This is a genomic window from Nocardia alba NBRC 108234, from assembly GCF_001612665.1.
Lineage (GTDB): Bacteria > Actinomycetota > Actinomycetes > Mycobacteriales > Mycobacteriaceae > Nocardia > Nocardia alba.
In genome coordinates this window covers 177,372-195,931 of record NZ_BDAX01000002.1, presented here as the reverse complement: position 1 = coordinate 195,931, position 18,560 = coordinate 177,372, and the positions used below count along the sequence as shown (strand labels likewise).

At 67.4% G+C, this 18,560-nt stretch carries 22 protein-coding genes; 8 read left to right on the top strand and 14 right to left on the bottom strand.

Annotated elements, in window-relative coordinates:
- Nucleotides 1–39 precede the first annotated feature (39 nt).
- The 7 genes from nuoD to NA12_RS02575 all read right to left on the bottom strand — a co-directional run bounded on the left by nuoD (nucleotide 40) and on the right by NA12_RS02575 (nucleotide 5,214).
- Nucleotides 40–1,353 carry an NADH dehydrogenase (quinone) subunit D gene (nuoD, locus tag NA12_RS02605; protein ID WP_067445549.1) on the bottom strand — a complete coding sequence of 438 codons (1,314 nt, stop codon included), beginning with the start codon at nucleotides 1,351–1,353 and terminating at the stop codon, nucleotides 40–42.
- A complete protein-coding gene (locus NA12_RS02600; protein ID WP_067445546.1) occupies nucleotides 1,353–2,102 on the bottom strand; it encodes an NADH-quinone oxidoreductase subunit C in 750 nt (249 codons plus the stop codon). The genes nuoD and NA12_RS02600 overlap by 1 nt, the downstream gene beginning before the upstream one ends.
- Entirely contained in the window at nucleotides 2,099–2,653 is a 555-nt protein-coding gene (locus tag NA12_RS02595) for a NuoB/complex I 20 kDa subunit family protein (protein ID WP_019047013.1), read from the bottom strand. The genes NA12_RS02600 and NA12_RS02595 overlap by 4 nt, the downstream gene beginning before the upstream one ends.
- 10 nt (nucleotides 2,654–2,663) lie before the next feature.
- Complete coding sequence (locus NA12_RS02590) at nucleotides 2,664–3,044, bottom strand: NADH-quinone oxidoreductase subunit A (RefSeq protein ID WP_056819816.1); 381 nt, start codon at nucleotides 3,042–3,044, stop codon at nucleotides 2,664–2,666.
- Between the two features lie 372 nt (nucleotides 3,045–3,416).
- Nucleotides 3,417–3,818 carry an Rv3143 family two-component system response regulator gene (locus NA12_RS02585; protein ID WP_067447355.1) on the bottom strand — a complete coding sequence of 134 codons (402 nt, stop codon included), beginning with the start codon at nucleotides 3,816–3,818 and terminating at the stop codon, nucleotides 3,417–3,419.
- A 95-nt stretch (nucleotides 3,819–3,913) separates the two neighbouring features.
- The gene (locus NA12_RS02580) at nucleotides 3,914–4,261 is read right to left on the bottom strand and encodes a thioredoxin family protein (RefSeq protein ID WP_174551043.1); all 348 of its coding nucleotides are present in this window, start codon (nucleotides 4,259–4,261) and stop codon (nucleotides 3,914–3,916) included.
- A complete protein-coding gene (locus tag NA12_RS02575; RefSeq protein ID WP_067445544.1) occupies nucleotides 4,258–5,214 on the bottom strand; it encodes a redoxin family protein in 957 nt (318 codons plus the stop codon). Before NA12_RS02575 ends, NA12_RS02580 begins: the two co-directional genes overlap by 4 nt.
- Nucleotides 5,215–5,334: 120 nt before the next feature.
- Here NA12_RS02575 and NA12_RS02570 point away from each other — a divergent pair, with 120 nt between their 5' ends.
- Nucleotides 5,335–6,414 (top strand): class 1 fructose-bisphosphatase, encoded by a 1,080-nt coding sequence (locus NA12_RS02570; protein WP_067445542.1) that lies wholly within the window; start codon nucleotides 5,335–5,337, stop codon nucleotides 6,412–6,414.
- Nucleotides 6,415–6,445: 31 nt separating this feature from the next.
- On the opposite strand, the gene NA12_RS02565 is transcribed toward NA12_RS02570, so the two are convergent.
- The gene (locus tag NA12_RS02565) at nucleotides 6,446–6,799 is read right to left on the bottom strand and encodes a PLD nuclease N-terminal domain-containing protein (protein ID WP_067445540.1); all 354 of its coding nucleotides are present in this window, start codon (nucleotides 6,797–6,799) and stop codon (nucleotides 6,446–6,448) included.
- A gap of 122 nt (nucleotides 6,800–6,921) precedes the next feature.
- Between NA12_RS02565 and NA12_RS02560 the strand changes: the two genes are divergently transcribed.
- On the top strand, nucleotides 6,922–7,857 hold the full coding sequence (locus NA12_RS02560) for a helix-turn-helix domain-containing protein (RefSeq protein WP_067445538.1): 936 nt from the start codon (nucleotides 6,922–6,924) through the stop codon (nucleotides 7,855–7,857).
- Nucleotides 7,858–7,886: 29 nt separating this feature from the next.
- Here the strand turns inward: NA12_RS02560 and dinB are convergent, their stop codons facing one another.
- The 4 genes from dinB to rox form a co-directional block, all read right to left on the bottom strand.
- On the bottom strand, nucleotides 7,887–9,122 hold the full coding sequence (dinB, locus tag NA12_RS02555; RefSeq protein WP_067445535.1) for a DNA polymerase IV: 1,236 nt from the start codon (nucleotides 9,120–9,122) through the stop codon (nucleotides 7,887–7,889).
- Between the two features lie 33 nt (nucleotides 9,123–9,155).
- Complete coding sequence (locus tag NA12_RS02550) at nucleotides 9,156–9,629, bottom strand: flavodoxin family protein (protein ID WP_067445532.1); 474 nt, start codon at nucleotides 9,627–9,629, stop codon at nucleotides 9,156–9,158.
- Between the two features lie 93 nt (nucleotides 9,630–9,722).
- A complete protein-coding gene (locus NA12_RS02545; protein ID WP_067445529.1) occupies nucleotides 9,723–10,613 on the bottom strand; it encodes an RNA polymerase sigma-70 factor in 891 nt (296 codons plus the stop codon).
- A 102-nt stretch (nucleotides 10,614–10,715) separates the two neighbouring features.
- Nucleotides 10,716–12,155 (bottom strand): rifampin monooxygenase, encoded by a 1,440-nt coding sequence (rox, locus tag NA12_RS02540; protein WP_067445527.1) that lies wholly within the window; start codon nucleotides 12,153–12,155, stop codon nucleotides 10,716–10,718.
- Between the two features lie 215 nt (nucleotides 12,156–12,370).
- Between rox and NA12_RS02535 the strand changes: the two genes are divergently transcribed.
- The 6 genes from NA12_RS02535 to NA12_RS02510 all read left to right on the top strand — a co-directional run bounded on the left by NA12_RS02535 (nucleotide 12,371) and on the right by NA12_RS02510 (nucleotide 16,529).
- A complete protein-coding gene (locus NA12_RS02535) occupies nucleotides 12,371–12,748 on the top strand; it encodes a BlaI/MecI/CopY family transcriptional regulator (RefSeq protein WP_255284061.1) in 378 nt (125 codons plus the stop codon).
- 66 nt (nucleotides 12,749–12,814) lie between these two features.
- Nucleotides 12,815–13,927 carry a winged helix DNA-binding domain-containing protein gene (locus tag NA12_RS02530; protein WP_067445524.1) on the top strand — a complete coding sequence of 371 codons (1,113 nt, stop codon included), beginning with the start codon at nucleotides 12,815–12,817 and terminating at the stop codon, nucleotides 13,925–13,927.
- Between the two features lie 49 nt (nucleotides 13,928–13,976).
- Nucleotides 13,977–15,056, top strand: coding sequence for an NAD(P)H-dependent amine dehydrogenase family protein (locus NA12_RS02525; RefSeq protein ID WP_067445522.1), 1,080 nt, complete (start codon nucleotides 13,977–13,979; stop codon nucleotides 15,054–15,056).
- Entirely contained in the window at nucleotides 15,053–15,532 is a 480-nt protein-coding gene (locus NA12_RS02520) for a carboxymuconolactone decarboxylase family protein (protein ID WP_067445519.1), read from the top strand. The genes NA12_RS02525 and NA12_RS02520 overlap by 4 nt, the downstream gene beginning before the upstream one ends.
- Nucleotides 15,533–15,627: 95 nt before the next feature.
- Nucleotides 15,628–16,041: an NUDIX hydrolase gene (locus tag NA12_RS02515; RefSeq protein ID WP_067447349.1), complete on the top strand. Its 414-nt coding sequence runs from the start codon at nucleotides 15,628–15,630 to the stop codon at nucleotides 16,039–16,041.
- A 5-nt stretch (nucleotides 16,042–16,046) separates the two neighbouring features.
- Entirely contained in the window at nucleotides 16,047–16,529 is a 483-nt protein-coding gene (locus NA12_RS02510) for a hypothetical protein (RefSeq protein ID WP_243654885.1), read from the top strand.
- A gap of 8 nt (nucleotides 16,530–16,537) precedes the next feature.
- On the opposite strand, the gene NA12_RS02505 is transcribed toward NA12_RS02510, so the two are convergent.
- The gene (locus tag NA12_RS02505; protein WP_067445513.1) at nucleotides 16,538–17,323 is read right to left on the bottom strand and encodes a MerR family transcriptional regulator; all 786 of its coding nucleotides are present in this window, start codon (nucleotides 17,321–17,323) and stop codon (nucleotides 16,538–16,540) included.
- Nucleotides 17,324–17,434: 111 nt separating this feature from the next.
- Nucleotides 17,435–18,526, bottom strand: coding sequence for a serine hydrolase domain-containing protein (locus NA12_RS02500; protein WP_067445510.1), 1,092 nt, complete (start codon nucleotides 18,524–18,526; stop codon nucleotides 17,435–17,437).
- Between the last annotated feature and the right edge of the window lie 34 nt (nucleotides 18,527–18,560).

Sequence of the window (18,560 nt, the reverse complement as noted above, 5' to 3'; positions counted from 1 at the left end):
CGCAGGGTGAGAGGTCAGTACCCGGACGGTGTCGGTTTGTCATCTGTCCACTCCGCCCATGACCGGGTCGATGCTGGCGACCGAGGCGATCACGTCGGCGACCAGGCCGCCTTCGCACATCGCGGCCACCGCTTGCAGATTGGTGAACGAGGGGTCGCGGTAGTGCACCCGGTAGGGCTGGGTGCTGCCGTCGCTGACCATGTGCACGCCCAGTTCCCCGCGGGGGGATTCCACCGCCGAATACACCTGTCCCGCAGGCACTCTGATGCCCTCGGTGACGAGCTTGAAGTGGTGGATCAGCGATTCCATGGAGGTGCCCATGATCTTGCCGATGTGGCGGGGCGAGTTGCCGAGACCGTCGGGACCCAGTTCCAGGTCGGCGGGCCAGGCGATCTTCTTGTCGTCGATCATCACCGGCCCCGGACGCAGCTTGTCGAGGCACTGTTCGACGATCTTGATCGACTCGGTCATTTCGGCGACCCGAATGATGTAGCGGCCGTAGCAGTCACAGCCGGTGGTTGTCGGGATGTCGAATTCGTAGTTCTCGTACCCGCAGTAGGGATCGGATTTGCGCAGATCATGGGGCAGCCCGGTGGCCCGGAGGACGGGTCCGGTGATGCCGAGTGCCATGCAGCCGGTGAGGTCGAGGTAGCCGATGTCCTGGGTGCGCTTCTTCCAGATCGGGTTCGCGCTGAGCAGGTGCTCCATGTCGCGCAGCCGACCGGGCAACAGATCGAGCAGTTCCCTGACCTTGGTGACACCGTCGGCGGGGATGTCCTGGGCCAAGCCGCCGGGACGGATGTAGGCGTGGTTCATCCGCAGGCCGGTGATGTTCTCGAAGACGTCGAGGATGAGTTCGCGTTCACGGAAGCCGAACAGCATCGGGGTGAGCGCGCCCAGTTCCATCCCGCCGGTCGCGAGGGCGACCAGGTGCGAGGAGATGCGGTTGAGTTCCATCAGCAGCACTCGCACCACGGTGGCGCGTTCGGGTATCTGATCGGTGATGTCGAGGAGCTTCTCCACGCCGAGGCAGTAGGCGGTTTCGTTGAAGAACGGGGACAGGTAGTCCATCCGGGTCACAAAGGTGACGCCCTGGGTCCAGTTACGGAATTCCAGGTTCTTCTCGATGCCGGTGTGGAGGTAGCCGATGCCGCAACGGGCCTCGGTGACGGTTTCGCCTTCGATCTCGAGGATCAGGCGCAACACCCCGTGCGTGGACGGATGCTGCGGACCCATGTTCACCACGATGCGTTCTTCGGCGCCGCCGTCGATCACGTCGCTGACCTGGTCCCAGTCCTGGCCTGCGACGGTCACTACCGGTGGTTCGTCGCGGCGGATGTCGGTGTCGGTCATCAGCTGTAGGTCCTCCGCTCGTCGGGCGGCGGTATGCGCGCGCCCTTGTACTCCACCGGGATCCCGCCGAGCGGGTAGTCCTTGCGCTGCGGATGCCCGCGCCAGTCGTCGGGCATGGTGATGCGGGTCAGGGAGGGATGTCCGTCGAAGATGATGCCGAAGAAGTCGTAGGTTTCGCGTTCGTGCCAGTCGGTGGTCGGATAGACCGAGAACAGCGACGGAATGTGCGGATCGGCGTCGGGCGTGGACACTTCCAGCCGCACACGCCGTCCGTGCGTGATCGACTTCAGGTGATAGACGGCGTGCAGTTCGCGGCCGGTGTCGTCGGGGTAGTGCACGCCGTTGACGCCGAGACACAGTTCGAAGCGCAGCGCGCTGTCATCGCGCAACGTGCTCGCGACCGCGACGAGGTGTTCGCGTCGCACGTGCAGGGTGAGTTCGTCGCGGAACACCACGATCCTCTCGATCACGGTGTCGAAGGCGATGACCCGGCCCTTCAGCGTGGCGCGCAAGGTGCCGACGAAGGCGTCGAACCAGCTGCCGTACGGGGGCGGGGTGCCCGCGGGCAGGGCGACCGGGGTGACCAGTCCGCCGTAGCCGGAGGTGTCACCGGTGCCGCTGACACCGAACATGCCGCGCCGGGTGCCGATCACTTCGTCGCGGGGTTTCGGTGGCGCCGGTGCGGGCGACTCCTCCGGAACCTCGTGTCCCGCAGAGCCGTCGGTGTTGTCGGGGGAGTCGAACGTCATCGCAGCAGGCCCTCCATCCGGATGGTCGGCGTGCTGGCCAACGCGGCCTGTTCGGCGGCGCGGATCGCTTCCTCGCGGTTGACGCCCATCGGCATCTCGGCGATTTTCGCGTGCAGCGCCAGGATCGCGTTGAGCAGCATCTCCGGGCGGGGCGGGCAGCCGGGCAGGTAGATGTCGACCGGGACGATGTGGTCGACGCCCTGCACGATGGCGTAGTTGTTGAACATGCCGCCCGAGGACGCGCAGACCCCCATGGCCAGCACCCATTTCGGTTCGGTCATCTGGTCGTAGACCTGGCGCAGCACCGGCGCCATCTTCTGGCTCACCCGGCCCGCCACGATCATCAGGTCGGCTTGGCGTGGGGAAGCGCGGAACGCCTCCATACCGAAGCGGGCGATGTCGAATCGTCCGGCGCCGGTGGCCATCATCTCGATCGCGCAGCACGCCAACCCGAACGTGGCGGGCCAGACGGAGCCCTTCCGCAGGTAGCCGGCGAAATCCTCGACCGTGCTCAGCAGGAACCCGCTGGGCAGTTTCTCTTCGAGACCCATTATTTCCCACTCATTCCCAGCTGAGGCCGCCGCGACGCCACTCGTAGGCGTAGGCGACAGACACGTTGACGATGAACAGCGCCATCGCGGCGAGACCGAACAGCCCGAGCGTGTCGAAATGCACGGCCCACGGGTACAGGAACACGATCTCGATGTCGAAGATGATGAACAGCATCGCCGTGAGGTAGTACTTCACCGGAAAGCGCTGTCCCGCCGCGTTTCCCGGGCCGCCGGCGATGGCGTGCGGGGTCGGCTCGATGCCGCATTCATACGGTTCGAGTTTGGCCCGGTTGTAGCGTTTGGGACCGATCAGCGACGCCATGATGACGGAGAACACCGCGAACGCCGCGGCGATGGCGCCGAGTACGAGTGCGGGCACCTCGATATTCACGACTGCACTTCCCCTCCTCGCTGGAGCAGGCCGAGCCGTGTGGCCCGGCCGCGGACGGCAGCTTTCGGCGAGACGGGGCCGACAACGTTGTCCGCCGAACCGGGGCTCGCGCAAGGCTGTGCAGCGATGGCGGAGCGTTATACAAGAGCCCGTGCTCGTGTGAGCTAGAGCACAGAATACCGCCGTTTCACGGGCCCGCCGCACGTTTCAGGGGTGGGGTTTGATCGATATCGGTATCGCGATTCATGAGCGATACGGGGGTAATCGGCTGCGGGCATGCCGCAGCGAACCACTGGCGTTACCAGTGGTGATAGATGGAAAGGTGCGAAGCGGACTATCCGACAGGACGGGACGATGCCCGGATGGTCCTGTTCAGCGAGCGAGCAGGACGCCCGCGACCGCGTTGGTGAGCTGCACGGCATCGATCGGGTGCGAGACGGCGGCCTCGGCGCGCGACCAGTTGGCCAGCCACGCGTCATCGGGTCGGCCGGTGAGAACCACCACCGGCGGGCACTGGTCGATCTCGTCCTTGAGCTGCTTGGCGATACCGAGCCCACCGGTCGGCGCGGATTCACCGTCGAGGATCGCCAGATCGATCCCGCCGGCATCCATCTGCTCGATGACCACCGGTGCGGTAGCGACCTCGAAGAAGTCGAGCTCCGGTAGATCGGCGCGCGGCCTACGGCCCAGCGCCAGGATCACCTGTTGGCGGGTATCGGCATCGTTGCTGTAGACCAGCACACGCAGAGGGGTGGAACCTTGGGATTCGGCCACGCTCGGATCGTACGTCCGAGGGTGGCGCCACCGTGGCAGGTTCGCCGGATCGACCAGTCGCGCAGTGGGATACCCGAACGGCGGTGCCACCGAGTTCAGCGACTCACCGCATCGTCCAACTCGGCGAGCAGCCGGGTCTTGGCACGCGCGCCGACGAGGGTGCGAAGGAGTTGGCCGTCCCGGAAAAGCAGCAGCGTCGGAGCTGACATGACCTGGTAGTCACGGGTGGTGAGTGGATTCTCGTCGGCGTTGAGAGTGCGAACAGTGAGAGTGTCCGCGCGCTCGCGAGCGACCTCGGCCAGCACGGGGGCGATCATCTTGCACGACGGGCACCAGGTGGCCCATACGTCCACGAGGACGAGTCCGGGGAGGGCCAGCACATCACGGTCGAACGTCTCATCGGTCACCGCGACGGTGCCGACGATCGCAGAACTCAGGGTCATCGGGATTCCTTCGATTCGATGGGGTTGGCGCCCAGCCATTCGAGTACTTGCTCGGCATGCCGGCCGGGTGGGAAGACGGGGTAGAAGACGTGCTCGATCACCCCGTCACGGATGATCAGGGTGATGCGCCGGAACAGCTCGTCGTCTCCGGCGGTGAAGGTGGGGAGCGACAGTTCATCGGCCAGGCGCAGTTCCGGATCGGAGATCATGGTGAACGGCAGGCCGAGCCGGTCGACAACCTCGCGCTGATAGTCGGAGTCCTGGCTGGACAGACCGAACACCCGGCGCACCCCGAGGGCGAGCAGGTCGTCATGGTGGTCGCGGAAATCGCAGGCCTGCGCCGTGCAACCGCGGGCGCCGGGGATCGTCGCCCATCCCGTCGGCAGGTCGGCGTCGGGTCGGCCTGTCAGCGGATAGATGTAGACAACGATGCGGCCGGTCGACGTCGCCAAATCGGTTGGCACTCCGTCGGTGCAGGCAAAACTCACCGAAGGCAGGCGCAGCCCGGGAAGATGCGTCGCAGCTCCGTCATCGGTCGGCTCGAGCAGCGGTTGCACCACGGTCGTCGAGCGCGGCCACGGGAGTTCTCGGGTGGTGCTGTGGCGGTGTGCGGCGTCGCGGAGGCGATCGGCTAGGGCGTCTCTGCGGGCGGTGAGGGCGTCGATTTCGGTGGTCAGGGCGTCGATGGTTCGCTGGTATTCGGCCAGTGATGCCGGGCAGTCGTCGATGTGTTCGCTGCCGGTCGCCAAACAGTCCAGGAAAGGGCGTGTCTCCTCTACCGGGATGCCGAGACGATTCAGGGATCGGATTTCGCGTACCAGCCGGACGGTGTGGTCGTCGTATTCGCGGAAGCCGTTGGGGTGGCGTTGTGGTGCCACCAGTCCCAGAGCCTCGTACCGTCTGATGGCCTTGGGGCTGAGCTGAGCCAGTCGCGCGAGCTCTCCGATCCTCATGGAGCGAATGTAAACGCTGTCCCCGGGGGCAAGGTCAAGTGAGAATTCACATTGCCTGCGCGCGGGGCGTGAGCCATGCTGGAAAGGGCAAGGGACGCAACGAATTGCGCAGGGGGCCGGATGCCGAACGGACCGAAAACGCTCACGCGCTACACGATCGAAGAAGAACATCGGCATCCCGGTTCGTCGGGGGAGTTCTCCGCGCTGGTCAATGTGGTGGCGACAGCGGCGAAGATCATTGCTAATCAGGTGACGCGGGGCGCGATCATCGGGGCGGGGGCCGAGGACGAGTCGTCGGTGAGCGGGCGCCTCGATGTGTTGACCGACGAGATCATGGTCGGACAGACGCAGTGGTCGGGGCATTTGTCGGGGTTGCTGTCCGAACAGCATGCGACAGTACTGCCCGCGACACAGCGACGAGGGAAATACCTGCTCGCCTATGACGCGTTGGACGGGTCGAGCAATATCGACGTGAATCTGCCGGTCGGTTCGATTTTCAGTATTCTGCGAGCACCGCAGGAGGTTGTCGACGGGAAAGCCGAACCGGCCGACAGCGACTTCCTCCGGCCGGGTGTCGAGCAGGTGTGTGCGGGATTCACGCTGTACGGGCCTGCGACGATGTTGGTTCTCACCACGGGCAGCGGGGTCGACGGGTTCACCCTCGATCGGGAGATCGGCGCGTTCGTGCTCACCCATCCGCGGATGCGAATCCCCGAGGACACGTCAGGTTTCGCGATCAATGCCGCCAATGAGCGGTTCTGGGAGCGGCCGGTGCGCCGGTACGTGCTCGAATGCTTGGAGGGGGTGGAGGGGCCGAGGGGGCGCGATTTCAACATGCGGTGGGTGGCGTCACTGGTGGCCGACACATTTCATATCCTGACCAGGGGCGGGCTGTATCTGTACCCGCGCGATACCCGCAATCGCGCACTGCCGGGCCGTGTCTCGCTGTTGTACGGAGCGAATCCGATCGCGTTCATCGTCGAGCAGGCAGGTGGTGCGGCCACCACCGGGCACGAGCGGGTGATGGAAGTTCCCCCGGCTCAGGTACATCAGCGGGTGCCGTTCATCTTCGGTTCCCGCAACGAGGTGCTGCGCATCGAGCGATATCACCGGGAACCGGACGCGGGCAAGCGGTTCGACAGTTCGCTGTTCGGCACGCGGTCACTGTTCCGTACCGCCATTCACGATCAGCGCACCTAGGCGCGCGAGCGGTGTAGTGCGCGCCGGATGATCAGACCGGGTCCTGGTCGCGTTCCTGCTGTTGTCTGCGCGCCTCGCGACGCTGTTGTTCGGCACGCTCGCGCAGACCGCGCAGGAAGGCCTCGTCGTCGTCGGGATTCGACGCGACCTGGCGACCGGGGCGATCGTATTCACCGAACCGGGTATTGGAGGCCGGCCGCGGCTCGCCGATCGGCCGACCCGCGAACAACCACAGCAGAGCGCCGATCGTCGGGATCAGCACGACGACGATGATCCAGCCCATTTTCGGTAGGTGCCGGATGCCGGCGTCGGGGCTGGTGATGATGTCGACCAGGCAGTACACCCACAGGGCGAGAGTCAGAAAGCCGATGACGGCGTAAGGCATTCGGTGATTATTCCACGTCGGCGCGCACCGTGGATCCGTAGGCGACCTCCGAACCGCGATGCCGGACCGAGGTATCGAATTCGACTTGACCTTCCAGTGGGTGGAAGGTGCAGGTTGATGGCATGGACGAAGAAATCGACCGCTACACGATCGGAGAGCTCGCTCGCCGCACCGGGTTGTCCGCGCGCACGATCCGGTTCTGGTCCGACAGCGCGGTGATCCCACCACTGGCACGGTCCGCGGGCGGCTACCGCCTCTACGGTGCCGATGCGGTCGGCCGTCTGCGATTGATCCGGACACTTCGGGAACTCGGCCTCGGTTTGGACGCGGTGCGCGAGGTCCTGGACCGGCAATCCACGCTGGCCGAGGTCGCCGCGATCCACGTCGATGCCCTCGATACCCAGATCCGGATCTTGCAGCTCAACCGCGCGGTCCTGCGCAACGCCACCTGCCGAGAGCACGAGACCGAAGGACTGACCCTGATGTACGAACTCGCCCGATTGTCGGCCCAGCAACGGCAACAACTCATCGACGGCTTCGTCGACACGATCTTCGCGGGCGTCGACGACGCGGACGCGCTGGCCATCGCCGACTTCATGCGGGAGATGCCGCCACAGCTGCCCGACGACCCGACTTCCGCGCAGGTGGACGCATGGATAGAGCTGGCCGAACTCGTCCGCGACAACGACTTCGGGCACACCATGCGCCAGATGGTGCTGCGCGGCGAATCCGACAACCGCATCGAATTCGGACTGAACATCCGGCCTCTGGTCCTCGAGCACGCCGCCCCTGCCGTCGGGAAGAAAATCGCACCGGAATCCGATGCCGGGCGCGCGATCCTCGACCGCATCGTGCCCACCGATCTCGGCGACATCGAGTCACAGGCCCTGCTCGAATGGCTGGCACTGGTGGCGCAACCCCGCGTGGAACGCTACTGGGAACTGCTGAGCCTGATCAACAATCGCTCACCGGCTCCGGCGAGCGTGCCTGCTTTCGCCTGGCTCGCCACCGCCCTGCGCGCACACCGACAATCCGCTACCGAAGCCCGATCTCGATGAGACGCGCACACCGCGGTTCGCCGACGTGGCTAGTCGGGCAGGAGCGGGACCGAGATGCCTTCGCCGCTGCGTAGGAGCGCGGCGCGGGTGACGGCCGAAGAACCGAAGCGGCGGCGCAGGTCGTCGAGGGTGGCGTCGAGGGTGTTGTCCGCGCGCGCTTGCAGCGGCAGGGTGAGTTGCATGGTGTCGGCGTCGTCGAGGTTGGTCAGTGCGAGGCCGATCAGGGTGATGCCGCGTTCGGCGATCAACGGTTGGGCGGTGTGCAGGAGTTGGCGCGCGGCGTGACGGATCGCGGTGGAGGCGTCGGTGGCCTCGACGAGGGTGTGCGAGCGGGTGGCTCGGGTGAAGTCGTCGAAACGTAGGCGCAGCACCACTGTTCGGCAGACGCGGTCGGCGGCGCGCAGGCGGCGGCCGAGGCGGTCGGTGAGTCCGTCGAGGTAGGCGGCGATCTCCTCGGGGTCGCGGGGGCGGCGGCCGAGGGCGCGTTGGGCGCCGATCGAGCGCCGCCGGGTGCCGGTTTCCACGCGGCGTGGGTCGCGCGCCCAGGACAGCGCGAACAGGTGACGGGCCGCGGCGGGGCCGAGGATGGCGCGCAGGTGGGGTTCGCCGAGTTCGGCGAGTTGGCCGATGCGGGTGATGCCGTTGGCGTGCAGCGTCGCCGAGGTGACTTTGCCGACGCCCCATAATCGTTGCACCGGCAGTGGGTGCAGGAAGTCGAGTTCTCCGCCGGGTTCGACGAGGCGTAATCCGTCGGGTTTGGCGACGGCGGAGGCGACCTTGGCGAGGAATTTGTTGCGTGCGATGCCCACGGAGATGGGCAGGCCCACCTGATCGGCGACCTGTGCGCGCAGCCGGTGGCCGATGTCGATCGGCTCGCCGCTGATCCGGCGCAACCCGCTGACGTCGAGGAACGCCTCGTCGATCGAGATCCCCTCCACCACCGGGGTGGTGTCGTGGAAAACCGCGAATACCGCCTTGCTCGCCTCGGCGTAGGCCGACATCCGTGGCGGCACCACGATCGCGTGCGGGCACAGGCGCAGCGCCTGACCCGCGTTCATCGGCGTGCGGATGCCGAACGCCTTGGCCTCATAGCTGGCGGCCAGCACCACCCCGCCGCCCACGATGACCGGTTTGCCGCGCAACCACGGCTGGTCACGCTGTTCGACCGAGGCATAGAACGAGTCGAGGTCGGCGTGCAGGATCGAGGCCTCGGCGCGGGACTGGATACGCGGGCGGCGCGGGGCGACGGAATCGGACACGAACATATGTTCGCATCGGGGTCCGACGAGTTCAGTCCGTCAGGGTGCGGAGGTTGTCCTGGCCTGCAGGTTTTCGGCGAACGCGCGCGCCGCGGTGAGGTCGGCGGCGTCGGGGTGGCCTTTGCGGATGCCGCCGACCAGGCGCAGGGGTAGCCAGGTGTCGAAGCCGCGGCAGTCGAAGGTGTCGACCACGTCGAAGCCTTTGCGTTCGATGTCGCGGGTCAGGGTGGTGACATAGCGGCGAAACGGCGGTTGCGGGAAGCCGCTGGTCCGGAACACGAACGCGGTGCGCCGGCGACCGGTCGGCAGTGCGGCGATGAATCGGCGTAGTTCGGGGTGGAACGCCATGTTGTAGATGCCCGAGCCGAAGCCGACGAGGTCGTAGTCGGCGAGTTCGGCCGGATCGATGTCGGCGGGGGCGACCACTCGGCCGCCGAGCACCTGGCCGATGGCCTCGGCCACGCGCTGGGTGTTGCCGTGCGACACCGACTTACACACGAGGATGACCTTCATGGGGATGGTCCTTTCGTTGCGCTGTGTTGCTGGACTCTCCCTCGGAGACACCGCTCGGGGCCCGAGCGTGACACGGCCGGTACGTGTCCTCGGTCACGGCGTGCGTTCGGCGGCGATCTCGAGGGTGCGCGTGACATCGACGGCCTGCAATTTGTCGGGGTTGCGGACCGCGTAGAGCCCGGTGATGAGATCGTCGGTCACCTCGACCACCAGCACCGTGTCCAGGTCGCCGTTCTTCGATCGGACCAGCACGGTGGGCTGGGCGTTGAAGCTGCCGAATTCGACCGTCGCGCCCGCCAGCGCGTTCCGCGTCAGCCCGATCAGGAACCGGGCGACAGGCTCGGCGCCGAGGAGGGGGCGGCGCGCGGCGCTCACGCGGCCGCCACCGTCGGAGATCTGGAGGACGTCGGGCGCGAGCACCGCCATGAGGGCGCTGACGTCGCCGGTGCCGGCGGCCCGCAGAAACCGGCCGATCACCGCGCGGCTGGTGTCGGAGTCCGGCTGGAAGCGTCGGCGCCGGGCCGTGACGTGCGCTCGGGCCCGGTGGGCGATCTGGCGGACGGCGGTGTCGGTTTTGCCGATCATGTCCGCGATCTCGCGGTGGCTGTGCCCGAACACCTCCGACAGCACGAACACCGCGCGCTCGGTGGGACCCAGCGTTTCGAGCACCAGCAGCATGGCGATCGACACCGACTCGGCCAGCAACACGTCCTGGCCGGCATCGGGGGCGGTACGGATCGGTTCGGGCAGCCAGGTGCCGACGTAGTCCTCGCGGCGGCGCCGAACCGTGCGCAGGTGATTGATCGATTGACGGGTGACGATCTGCACGAGGTACGCGCGCGGATGGGTTACGTCCGTCGCCTCGCGCCAGCGCAGATAGCTGTCCTGCACCACATCCTCGGCATCGGCGGCGCAGCCCAGGATTTCGTAGGCGATCGTGAACAGCAGTGGCCGGAATGTGGCGAATGTGTCGAGTTCGGTCATCGGGCCATCCCTGCGCGCCTCATAGGCCGATGATCGCGGCACGGACCGAGCCCGCGCAACCACGCTGTCGCGCAGGCGATTCCCGGCAGTGCTGCGGGCATTTCAACCGGTTGTGTCGTCGTGGCGTCGGCCGAACCAGACGGGCAGGTGGTCGAGCAGGTCCTGCTGGTCTGTACCGACCCATGCCACGTGCCCGTCGGGGCGCAGCAGCACCGCGGGGGCGTCCAGGTCGTCGCTGGTGTCGACGAGGTGGTCGACGCGGTCCGCCCATCCCGTGACGTCGAGTTGCCCGGTCTGATCGAGCAGGAGTCCGCGGCCCGCGTGCATGTGCGCGTAGAGGCGGCCGCGTGTCAAGGTCATGTCGCGCAGTCGCCGGCCGAGCAGTGGGTCGCCCTCGCCGAAGTCGTAGCGGATCGCGATGGCGATGATCTTCTCGGTGAGATAGCGGCTCACCCCGTCGAATTCCATCAGCTGGGACAGTAGTCCGCGCACTGCCCGTGGTCCCGGATCGAGCGACATCAGCTCCATCTGGGCGCGGGTGTTGTCGAGCACGTCGGCGGCTACGGGGTGGCGTTCGGTTTCGTAGGTGTCGAGCAGGCCCGGTGGCGCCCAGCCGTTGATTTCGGCGGCGAGTTTCCAGCCGAGGTTGAAAGCGTCCTGCACGCCCAGATTCAGGCCCTGTCCGCCGGTGGGCGGGTGGATGTGGGCGGCATCGCCCGCCAGCAGCACCCGGCCGACGCGGTAGTGCTCGGCTTGGCGGGTGCCGTCGCCGAAACGTGAGAGCCAGCGGGGCGAGTGCGCGCCGAAGTCGGTGCCCGCGGTGGCGATGAGCTGCTGTTTCATCTCGTCGAGCGTGGGCGCGACGGCCCGGTCCTCAGCGACTCCGGCCGCGGGGGCCAGGACGCGGTACACACCGTCGGCCAGCGGCATCGCACCGAATCGCAGCTGGGTCTTGCGCACCTCGGTCATCACCTCGGTGATCGTCTCCGGTGCCGCGGTCAGTTCCATTTCGCCGAGCAGGGTCTCGACCCGGCTCGGCTCACCCGGGAACGCGACGCCGAGCAGCCTGCGCACGGTGCTGCGCCCACCGTCACAGCCGACGAGATAGCGCGAACGCAACCGGGTGCCGTCGGCCAGCTCGACGGTGACCGCGTCGTCGTGCCGGTCCACACCGACCACTTCGGCACCACGCCGGATCTCGGCACCGAGCTCGGTGGCGTGCTCGCTCAGCAGCTGGTCGGTTCGGGGTTGCGCGATGGCGAGAACGTAGGGGTGTGCGGTGTCGAGTTTCTCGGGCGCCGGTGCGGGGATGCCGGCGAAGAAGCCGCTGACCGGATACTTGCGGCCGAGCGCGAGGAACCGGTCGAGCAGACCGCGCTGGTCCATGATCTCGATACTGCGCGCATGCAGACCCAGCGAGCGGACGATCGCGGTGGGCTCCAGATCCTTTTCCAACACGACCACACCTACGTCGTGCAGCCTCAGTTCGGCGGCCAGCATCATGCCGGTCGGCCCACCGCCGACCACGATCACGTCGATCATCGAATACTCCCCTTCGGACGGATTTTCGCAGGTTGCGGGCTTGCCGAGAGAGTGTGCCGCACGACGGGGGTCTTGCCGCAAGCCCCGGGGTGCGCTATAGATTAGAGGTGGCAAGGAGAGGTATTCCCTCCTTGCCATTGCCATGCTCGCGGCTCTCACCGAGGCGGTGCCGGTACTGTGAAGCGGTTCGGGCAAGGTGAAGGAGTCGGTCGGCGGTGCGTGGTTTCGGGGATCTCGAGGCAGTGCTGATGGATCGGCTGTGGGACCGCGATGTGGACACGACCACGGTGCGCGAACTGTTCGACGAACTCGCGACCGAACGCGATATCGCCTACACCACCGTGATGTCGACGATGGACAATCTGCACCGCAAAGGCTGGCTGGCCCGCGAGCGCGCAGGGCGCGCGTACCGGTACTGGCCGACGGTGACCCGTGAGGAACACAGCGCCCGGCTCATGCACGAGGCACTCGGGGTAGGCGGGCGCTCCGACCTCGTCCTCAACTATTTCGTCGACCGGATCAGTGACGACGAATTCGCGGGATTGCGCGCGGCATTGCGCCGGGTCGCCACCCGGCGAACCGAGGCGAGTTAGCCCGTCGCTGTCGGAGTGGTCTGATCTGATGGGGCTGCCACGGAATCGGTCACGGGATGGGGAAGCATGCTCGGTGTCGGCTGGGATCAGGTGTTCGCCTGGCGGTTGAGCCGTCAGTTCGTCACGGCGCCGACCACGGGCTCGGCCGAGCAGGTGGCGGCCCGGTTGGCCGGGGTGCACGCGCAGGTGGCATCGGCGGCGGAGCTGGCTGTGGCGCTACGCAGTTGCGATTCCCGCGTGCTCGGTGTCGGCGAGGCGTTGGCCGCGGGCACGCTGATCAAGACCTGGGCGATGCGTGGCACCCTGCACGCGATGGTGCCCGAGCAGGCCGCGGCCGCGCTGTCACTGATCGGCTCGGCGCGGACCTGGGAGAAGCCGTCGTGGCAGAAGACGTTCGGCGCGACCCCGGACCAGGTGCGGGACCTGGTGGGGGTGGTGTCCGGTGTGCTGACCGGTCAGGTCCTGACCCGCGACGAACTGGTCGAAGCGGTGCTGGCCGAACCCGGCTTCGCTCATCTCGGTGAGCAGCTGCGGTCCGGGTGGGGTGCGGTACTGAAACCACTGGCCTGGCAGGGCGCGCTGTGTCACGGTCCCGCGCGCGGGAGCAAGGTCACCTTCACCACACCGGCCGATCTGGCTCCCGGATGGAAGGGCATCCCCGAACCCGACACTGCCGCACCGGCTCTGATCCGCGCCTATCTCGGCGCGTACGGTCCCGCGAGCCCGGCGGCCTTCGATGCCTGGCTCAGCCGCAACAGTGTGCGCACGTCCGTGTTGCGCGGGTGGTTCGCGACGATGGGTGACGCGCTGACCGAAGTCGACGTCGAGGGGCGGGTGGGCTGGATGCTGAGTGAATTCGCCGATGATCTCGCCGCCGCGACACTCGATGGTGGTATCGAGCTGCTCGGTCCGTTCGACCAGTACGTGTTGGGTCCCGGCACCGCCGACACCGCGTTGCTGCCCGCCGAGCATCGGTCGAAGGTGAGCAGGACGGCGGGCTGGATCTCGCCGCTGGTGCTGGTCGACGGTCGCATCGCGGGTACCTGGGAACAGGTCGAGGGCGAGGTCGTGGTGTCGATGTTCTCCGCGCGCAAGATCCTGAAGCGCGACCTGGCCGCGGCGGCGAACAGGGTGGCCGGCGCGACCGGTGCCGCGCGGCTCGGTGTCCGCGTGAGCTGAGATCTCGGATATGCCAGACGGCAAACCAAGCGCTTGCTACGGTGGCTCGATGATCCCCACCATCGTCTGGGGCACCGGAAACGTCGGCCGCGCGGCCATCCGCGCCGTGGCTGCCCATCCGGCGCTGGTTCTCACCGGGGTGCTCGTCCACAACCCCGCCAAAGTCGGTACGGACGCGGGCACGCTCGCGGGCCTCGACATCGAGTTGGGGGTGGCAGCCAGTGACGACATCGACGCGTTACTGGCCACCCGACCCCGAGCCGTGGTGTACGCGGCGTCCGGAGATATCCGGCCCGACGACGCGCTCGCCGACATCGTGCGGGCCATCGGTGTCGGTGCCGTCGTCGTGACGCCCGCGCTCTACCCCCTCTACGACCCGCGCAACGCACCGCCGCAGATGCGCGAGCCGGTGCTGGAAGCCATTGCCGCGGGCAGTGGTTCGCTGTTCGTCTCCGGTGTGGATCCCGGCTGGGGCAACGATGTGCTGCCGCTGTTGATCAGCGGGCTCGCCACCACCGTCGACGTGGTGCGCTGCCAGGAGATCTTCGACTACTCCACCTACGACCAGCCCGACTCGGTGCGTTACCTCGTCGGGATGGGCCAGCCGCTGGACTACCAGCCGCCGATGCTCATGGCGGGCGTGCCGACGATGGTGTGGGGCGGCCAGATTCGGCTGATGGCAAGGGCATTGGGTGTCGAGCTCGACGAGATCCGCGAAACCGTCGACCGTCGAACCCTCGACGCGACCGTGCAGACCACTCGGATGGGGGCGTTCGACGCGGGCACGCAGGGGGCGGTGCGGTTCGAGGTGCAGGGCATCGTCGACGGGCAGGCGCGCCTGGTGATCGAGCACGTCACCCGCATTCATCCCAGCTGCGCACCGGATTGGCCGACACCGCCCGACGGTGACGGCGCCCACCGGGTGATCATCGAGGGTTCGCCGCGCATCGAGGTCAGCGTCGAGGCGACCGACGAAGGCGGCAATCGCGCGGCGGGCGGAAACGCCACGGCGGTGGGACGTTTGGTCAATGCGATCGACTGGCTGGTCGAGGCGCCCCCGGGTCTCTACGACGCACTCGATGTGCCGCTGCGGGCCGCGGTCGGCAAACTCGGAAGGACACCACGATGATCATCGACATTCCCGAAGGCAAAGATCCCATCGGCTACGTGTGGGGCGAGATGGTGCCCGGCATCGGCGTCGCCGCGGCGGCGTTCTCGCTGTCGGTCTACGAGCACTCCACCCTGGGCCTGCGTGAATTCGAAGCGGCCCGGCTGCGGATCGCCCAGATCAACGGCTGCCTGTTCTGTCAGGACTGGCGCACCGAACGCGACGGGCAGAAAGTGGAAGCGGAATTCGCCGATGCCGTCACCCACTGGCGAGACACCGACCGGTTCGACGAACGCACCCGGCTCGCCGCCGAATACGCCGAGCGTTATGCCACCGACCATCACAGCCTCGACGACGAATTCTGGGCGCGGATGTTCGGCCAGTACTCACAGTCCGAGGTGGTGGAACTGAGTATGAGCATCGGTTCCTGGCTGGCGTTCGGTCGCCTCAACCGTGTCCTCGGGCTGGACACCGTGTGCGTACTGCCGGGCCACTGATTCCCCGGGTGCGCCGCTCGGCGCACCACCGTGGCGAGGGCCGGCGCGAGGGACCGGGCACCACCGCGGCGCCTGCGCGGGTTAAGCTGCGGGCCGTGAGCGAACCTGCGCGAGAGCAGTTCATCGACACGGTGGCCTGGGTACTGATCGAGAACGGTCGCATCCTGTGTGCCCGTCCGCGCGGCAAGGACGTGTTCTTCATTCCGGGCGGCAAACGCGAAGGCGCCGAGACCGATCTGCAGACCCTGGTCCGTGAGGTCGCCGAGGAACTGGCCGTCGAGCTCACGCCCGAGAGCGCCGCCCACGTCGGCACCTATGAGGCCGCGATCGCCGACGGACACGACACCGTCGTGCGAATGGCGTGCTACACCGCCGACTACCGTGGCGTGCTCACGGCCAGCAGCGAGATCGAGGCGCTGGCCTGGTTCGGATTCGGTGACCGCGATCTCGTTCCGCCGGTGGACCAGCTGTTGTTCGACGACCTCGCGGCGGCCGGGTCACTACGGTGATCGGTGTGGTGGCACGGTCGGCGGTCTACGAACTGCTGGCACTGCCACTGGCCTTCACCCGCGTGCGGACCCGGCTGCGGGTGCCGCGACTGCTCCTGCGCGAACCCGTGGGCGCCCATAATGCTTCGCCGTACCGCTGCCTGATCCAATCGGTGCTGTCCGGCGCTGTCGGACTGCTCGGTTGGTTCCTCGCGACGCTCACCGTGCTGGTTCTGGTCCGAGGACTCGCCTATCCGCTGGTCGGCGCCGACGGCTACGAGAATTCGTGGGGCGGGCCGACCCTGGCGGGCGCGTGGCTGGTGCACGCGGTGCTCGGCGTGGTGATCGCACCGTTGTTCCTCGCCGTGATCGCCCTGCTGGGCCGATTGCAACTGCGCGTCACCCGAACCGTGCTCGGTGGCGACCGATCGTGGTGGGCGATCGCGGTCGCGGTGGTCCTCGCGGCGGCGGGCGGGTTGTTCTTCGTGGCGTGGGTGCAGCAGATCTGAGGGCCGCCTCACCGGGGGTTGCGCCCGGGAATCCGGACACCTGCGGCACGGAGTTTCGCTTCGACCGCCGCCGACATGCGGGCCGCGGTGGATTCGGGCTCCTCACCGTGATGGCGGATCAGTTCGTAGCGTGTCGTGGCCTCGGTGCGGGCTTGCAGACCGGTCACGATCTCCAGGTGCGCGGGGTTGGCGAGGTAGTGCTCGGCCACCGAGGCGGCCACCTCGTCGATCCGGGGGTCGTCGGGCTCCCAGCTCATCGCCTCGGCGGCGCGCCGGTACACGGCGAGGAACTCCGGGTCTCCGATGGCGTTCTCGACATTGGCGAGGTAGTCGTCGAAACCCTCCGGGACGAGTGCTCTGGCCAGCACCCAGCCCTCCCGAGCGGCGGCGATGTCGGCCGGGCCGATACCGAGTTCGGGTAGGCGCGCGAGCAGCGCCACCGCCCGGTCGGGCAGCAGCGTTCGGTCGCCGTCGGCGAGGCGGTGCAGGGTGTCACGGCGCACGATCAACTCCTCGATCCGCTCGGTGAGACGACGCTCGACGTCGGCGAGTTCGGTGACGAAGGTATCGGCGTCGGCAGCGAGCAACGGCCCGATCTCGGCCAGCGGAACACCGGCGGCGGCGAGGGTCCTGACCTGTACCAGTCGCAGCAATTCGGCGGAACCGTAACGCCGGTAGCCGGAGCTGTCGCGGGCCGGTTCGTCGAGCAGCCCGTTCTTCTCGTAGTGGCGCACGGTCTTGATCGTGACACCGGCGAAAACCGCGGCCTGGCCGATCGTGACGCCGTTCATCATCTGCTCATTCCGCCTTGTTCGAGGTAGTCCTACTCGCAAAGTTGACCTTGATGGTCGGTCGAGGTCAAGCATCCGAGACCGCGCCCGGCTCGGCGCGGCCCCGAGGCGCGGTCAGGCCGTCGCGGCGCCGAAGACTTCGTCGAGCAAACGCTGCGTCGCGGCCTGGAAAGTCGACGACATCGACAGGTCGGCGTCGTCGATGTAGTTGAGTGCGGCGGTCATGGTCTTGGTGCCGTCGGGTGTGCTGTACATCAGCGCGGCATGGCCACCGTGGCCGCCGTTGTGGGTGATGACGGTGCCGGTCCCGGTCTGCTGGACGAACACCCCGAGTCCGTAGCCGACTTTCGCTTCGGGGGTGAGCATCTCGGCCAGCAGCGGAGCGGGCAGCAACGTGCCACGCAGGAGCGCGGAGAAGAAGGTGTGCAGGTCCTTGCTGGTCGAGATCATGTCGCCACCGCTGGAGATCCAGGAGGGGTTCTGTGCGGTGACATCGACGGTCTTCTCCACGCCGGCGTCGTCGTAGCGGTAGTAGGCGTGCGCGTGCGGTCCCCCGATCTCGGTCGAGGTTTCCGGCACCACGGTGTCGCGGAGCCCGAGCGGGCCGAGGACCAGTCGCGCCATCTCCTCGGCCAGGCTGCGACCGGTGACCGCCTCGATCAGCAGTTTGGCGAGCACGTAGTTGGTGTTGGCGTAGCTCCAGTCCGCGCCGGGTTCGAACCGGGCGGGTTTCGCCAACGCCAGCCGCACCAGCTCGTCGGCCTGGTGGGTCCGGAAACGGTTGTCGACCCAGTCTTTACCGCCCCAGGCGACGACGCCCGGCGCGATCGTCGCGTCCTCGTAGACCTCGCCGGTGAAGTTGAAGATGCCACTGGTGTGCTGCAGCAGCATGCGGACGGTGACGCGCGGATCGAGCTCGAACCGGGGCAGGTAGTCGACAGCGGGGGCGTCCAGGGTGATCTTGCCCTCGGCCACCAGTGCCAGGACCACGGTCGCGACGAAGGTCTTGGTGTTGCTGCCGATCCGCACGCGCCCGTTGATCGGTGGTGGTGCGCTCTCGCCGAGCATGCTGCGCCCGGCGCTGCCCACCCAGGTGCCCTGCTCGTCGTCGACTCGCAGGTGCACGCCGACGAAACCGGTGGCGACGATCTCCTCGATGGTCTGCTGCAAGGTCGGGTACTGCGGTGCGGTGGTGTTCGAAGTCATGCGATGAGCGTCCACCCTGACCCGAGGTCAACCA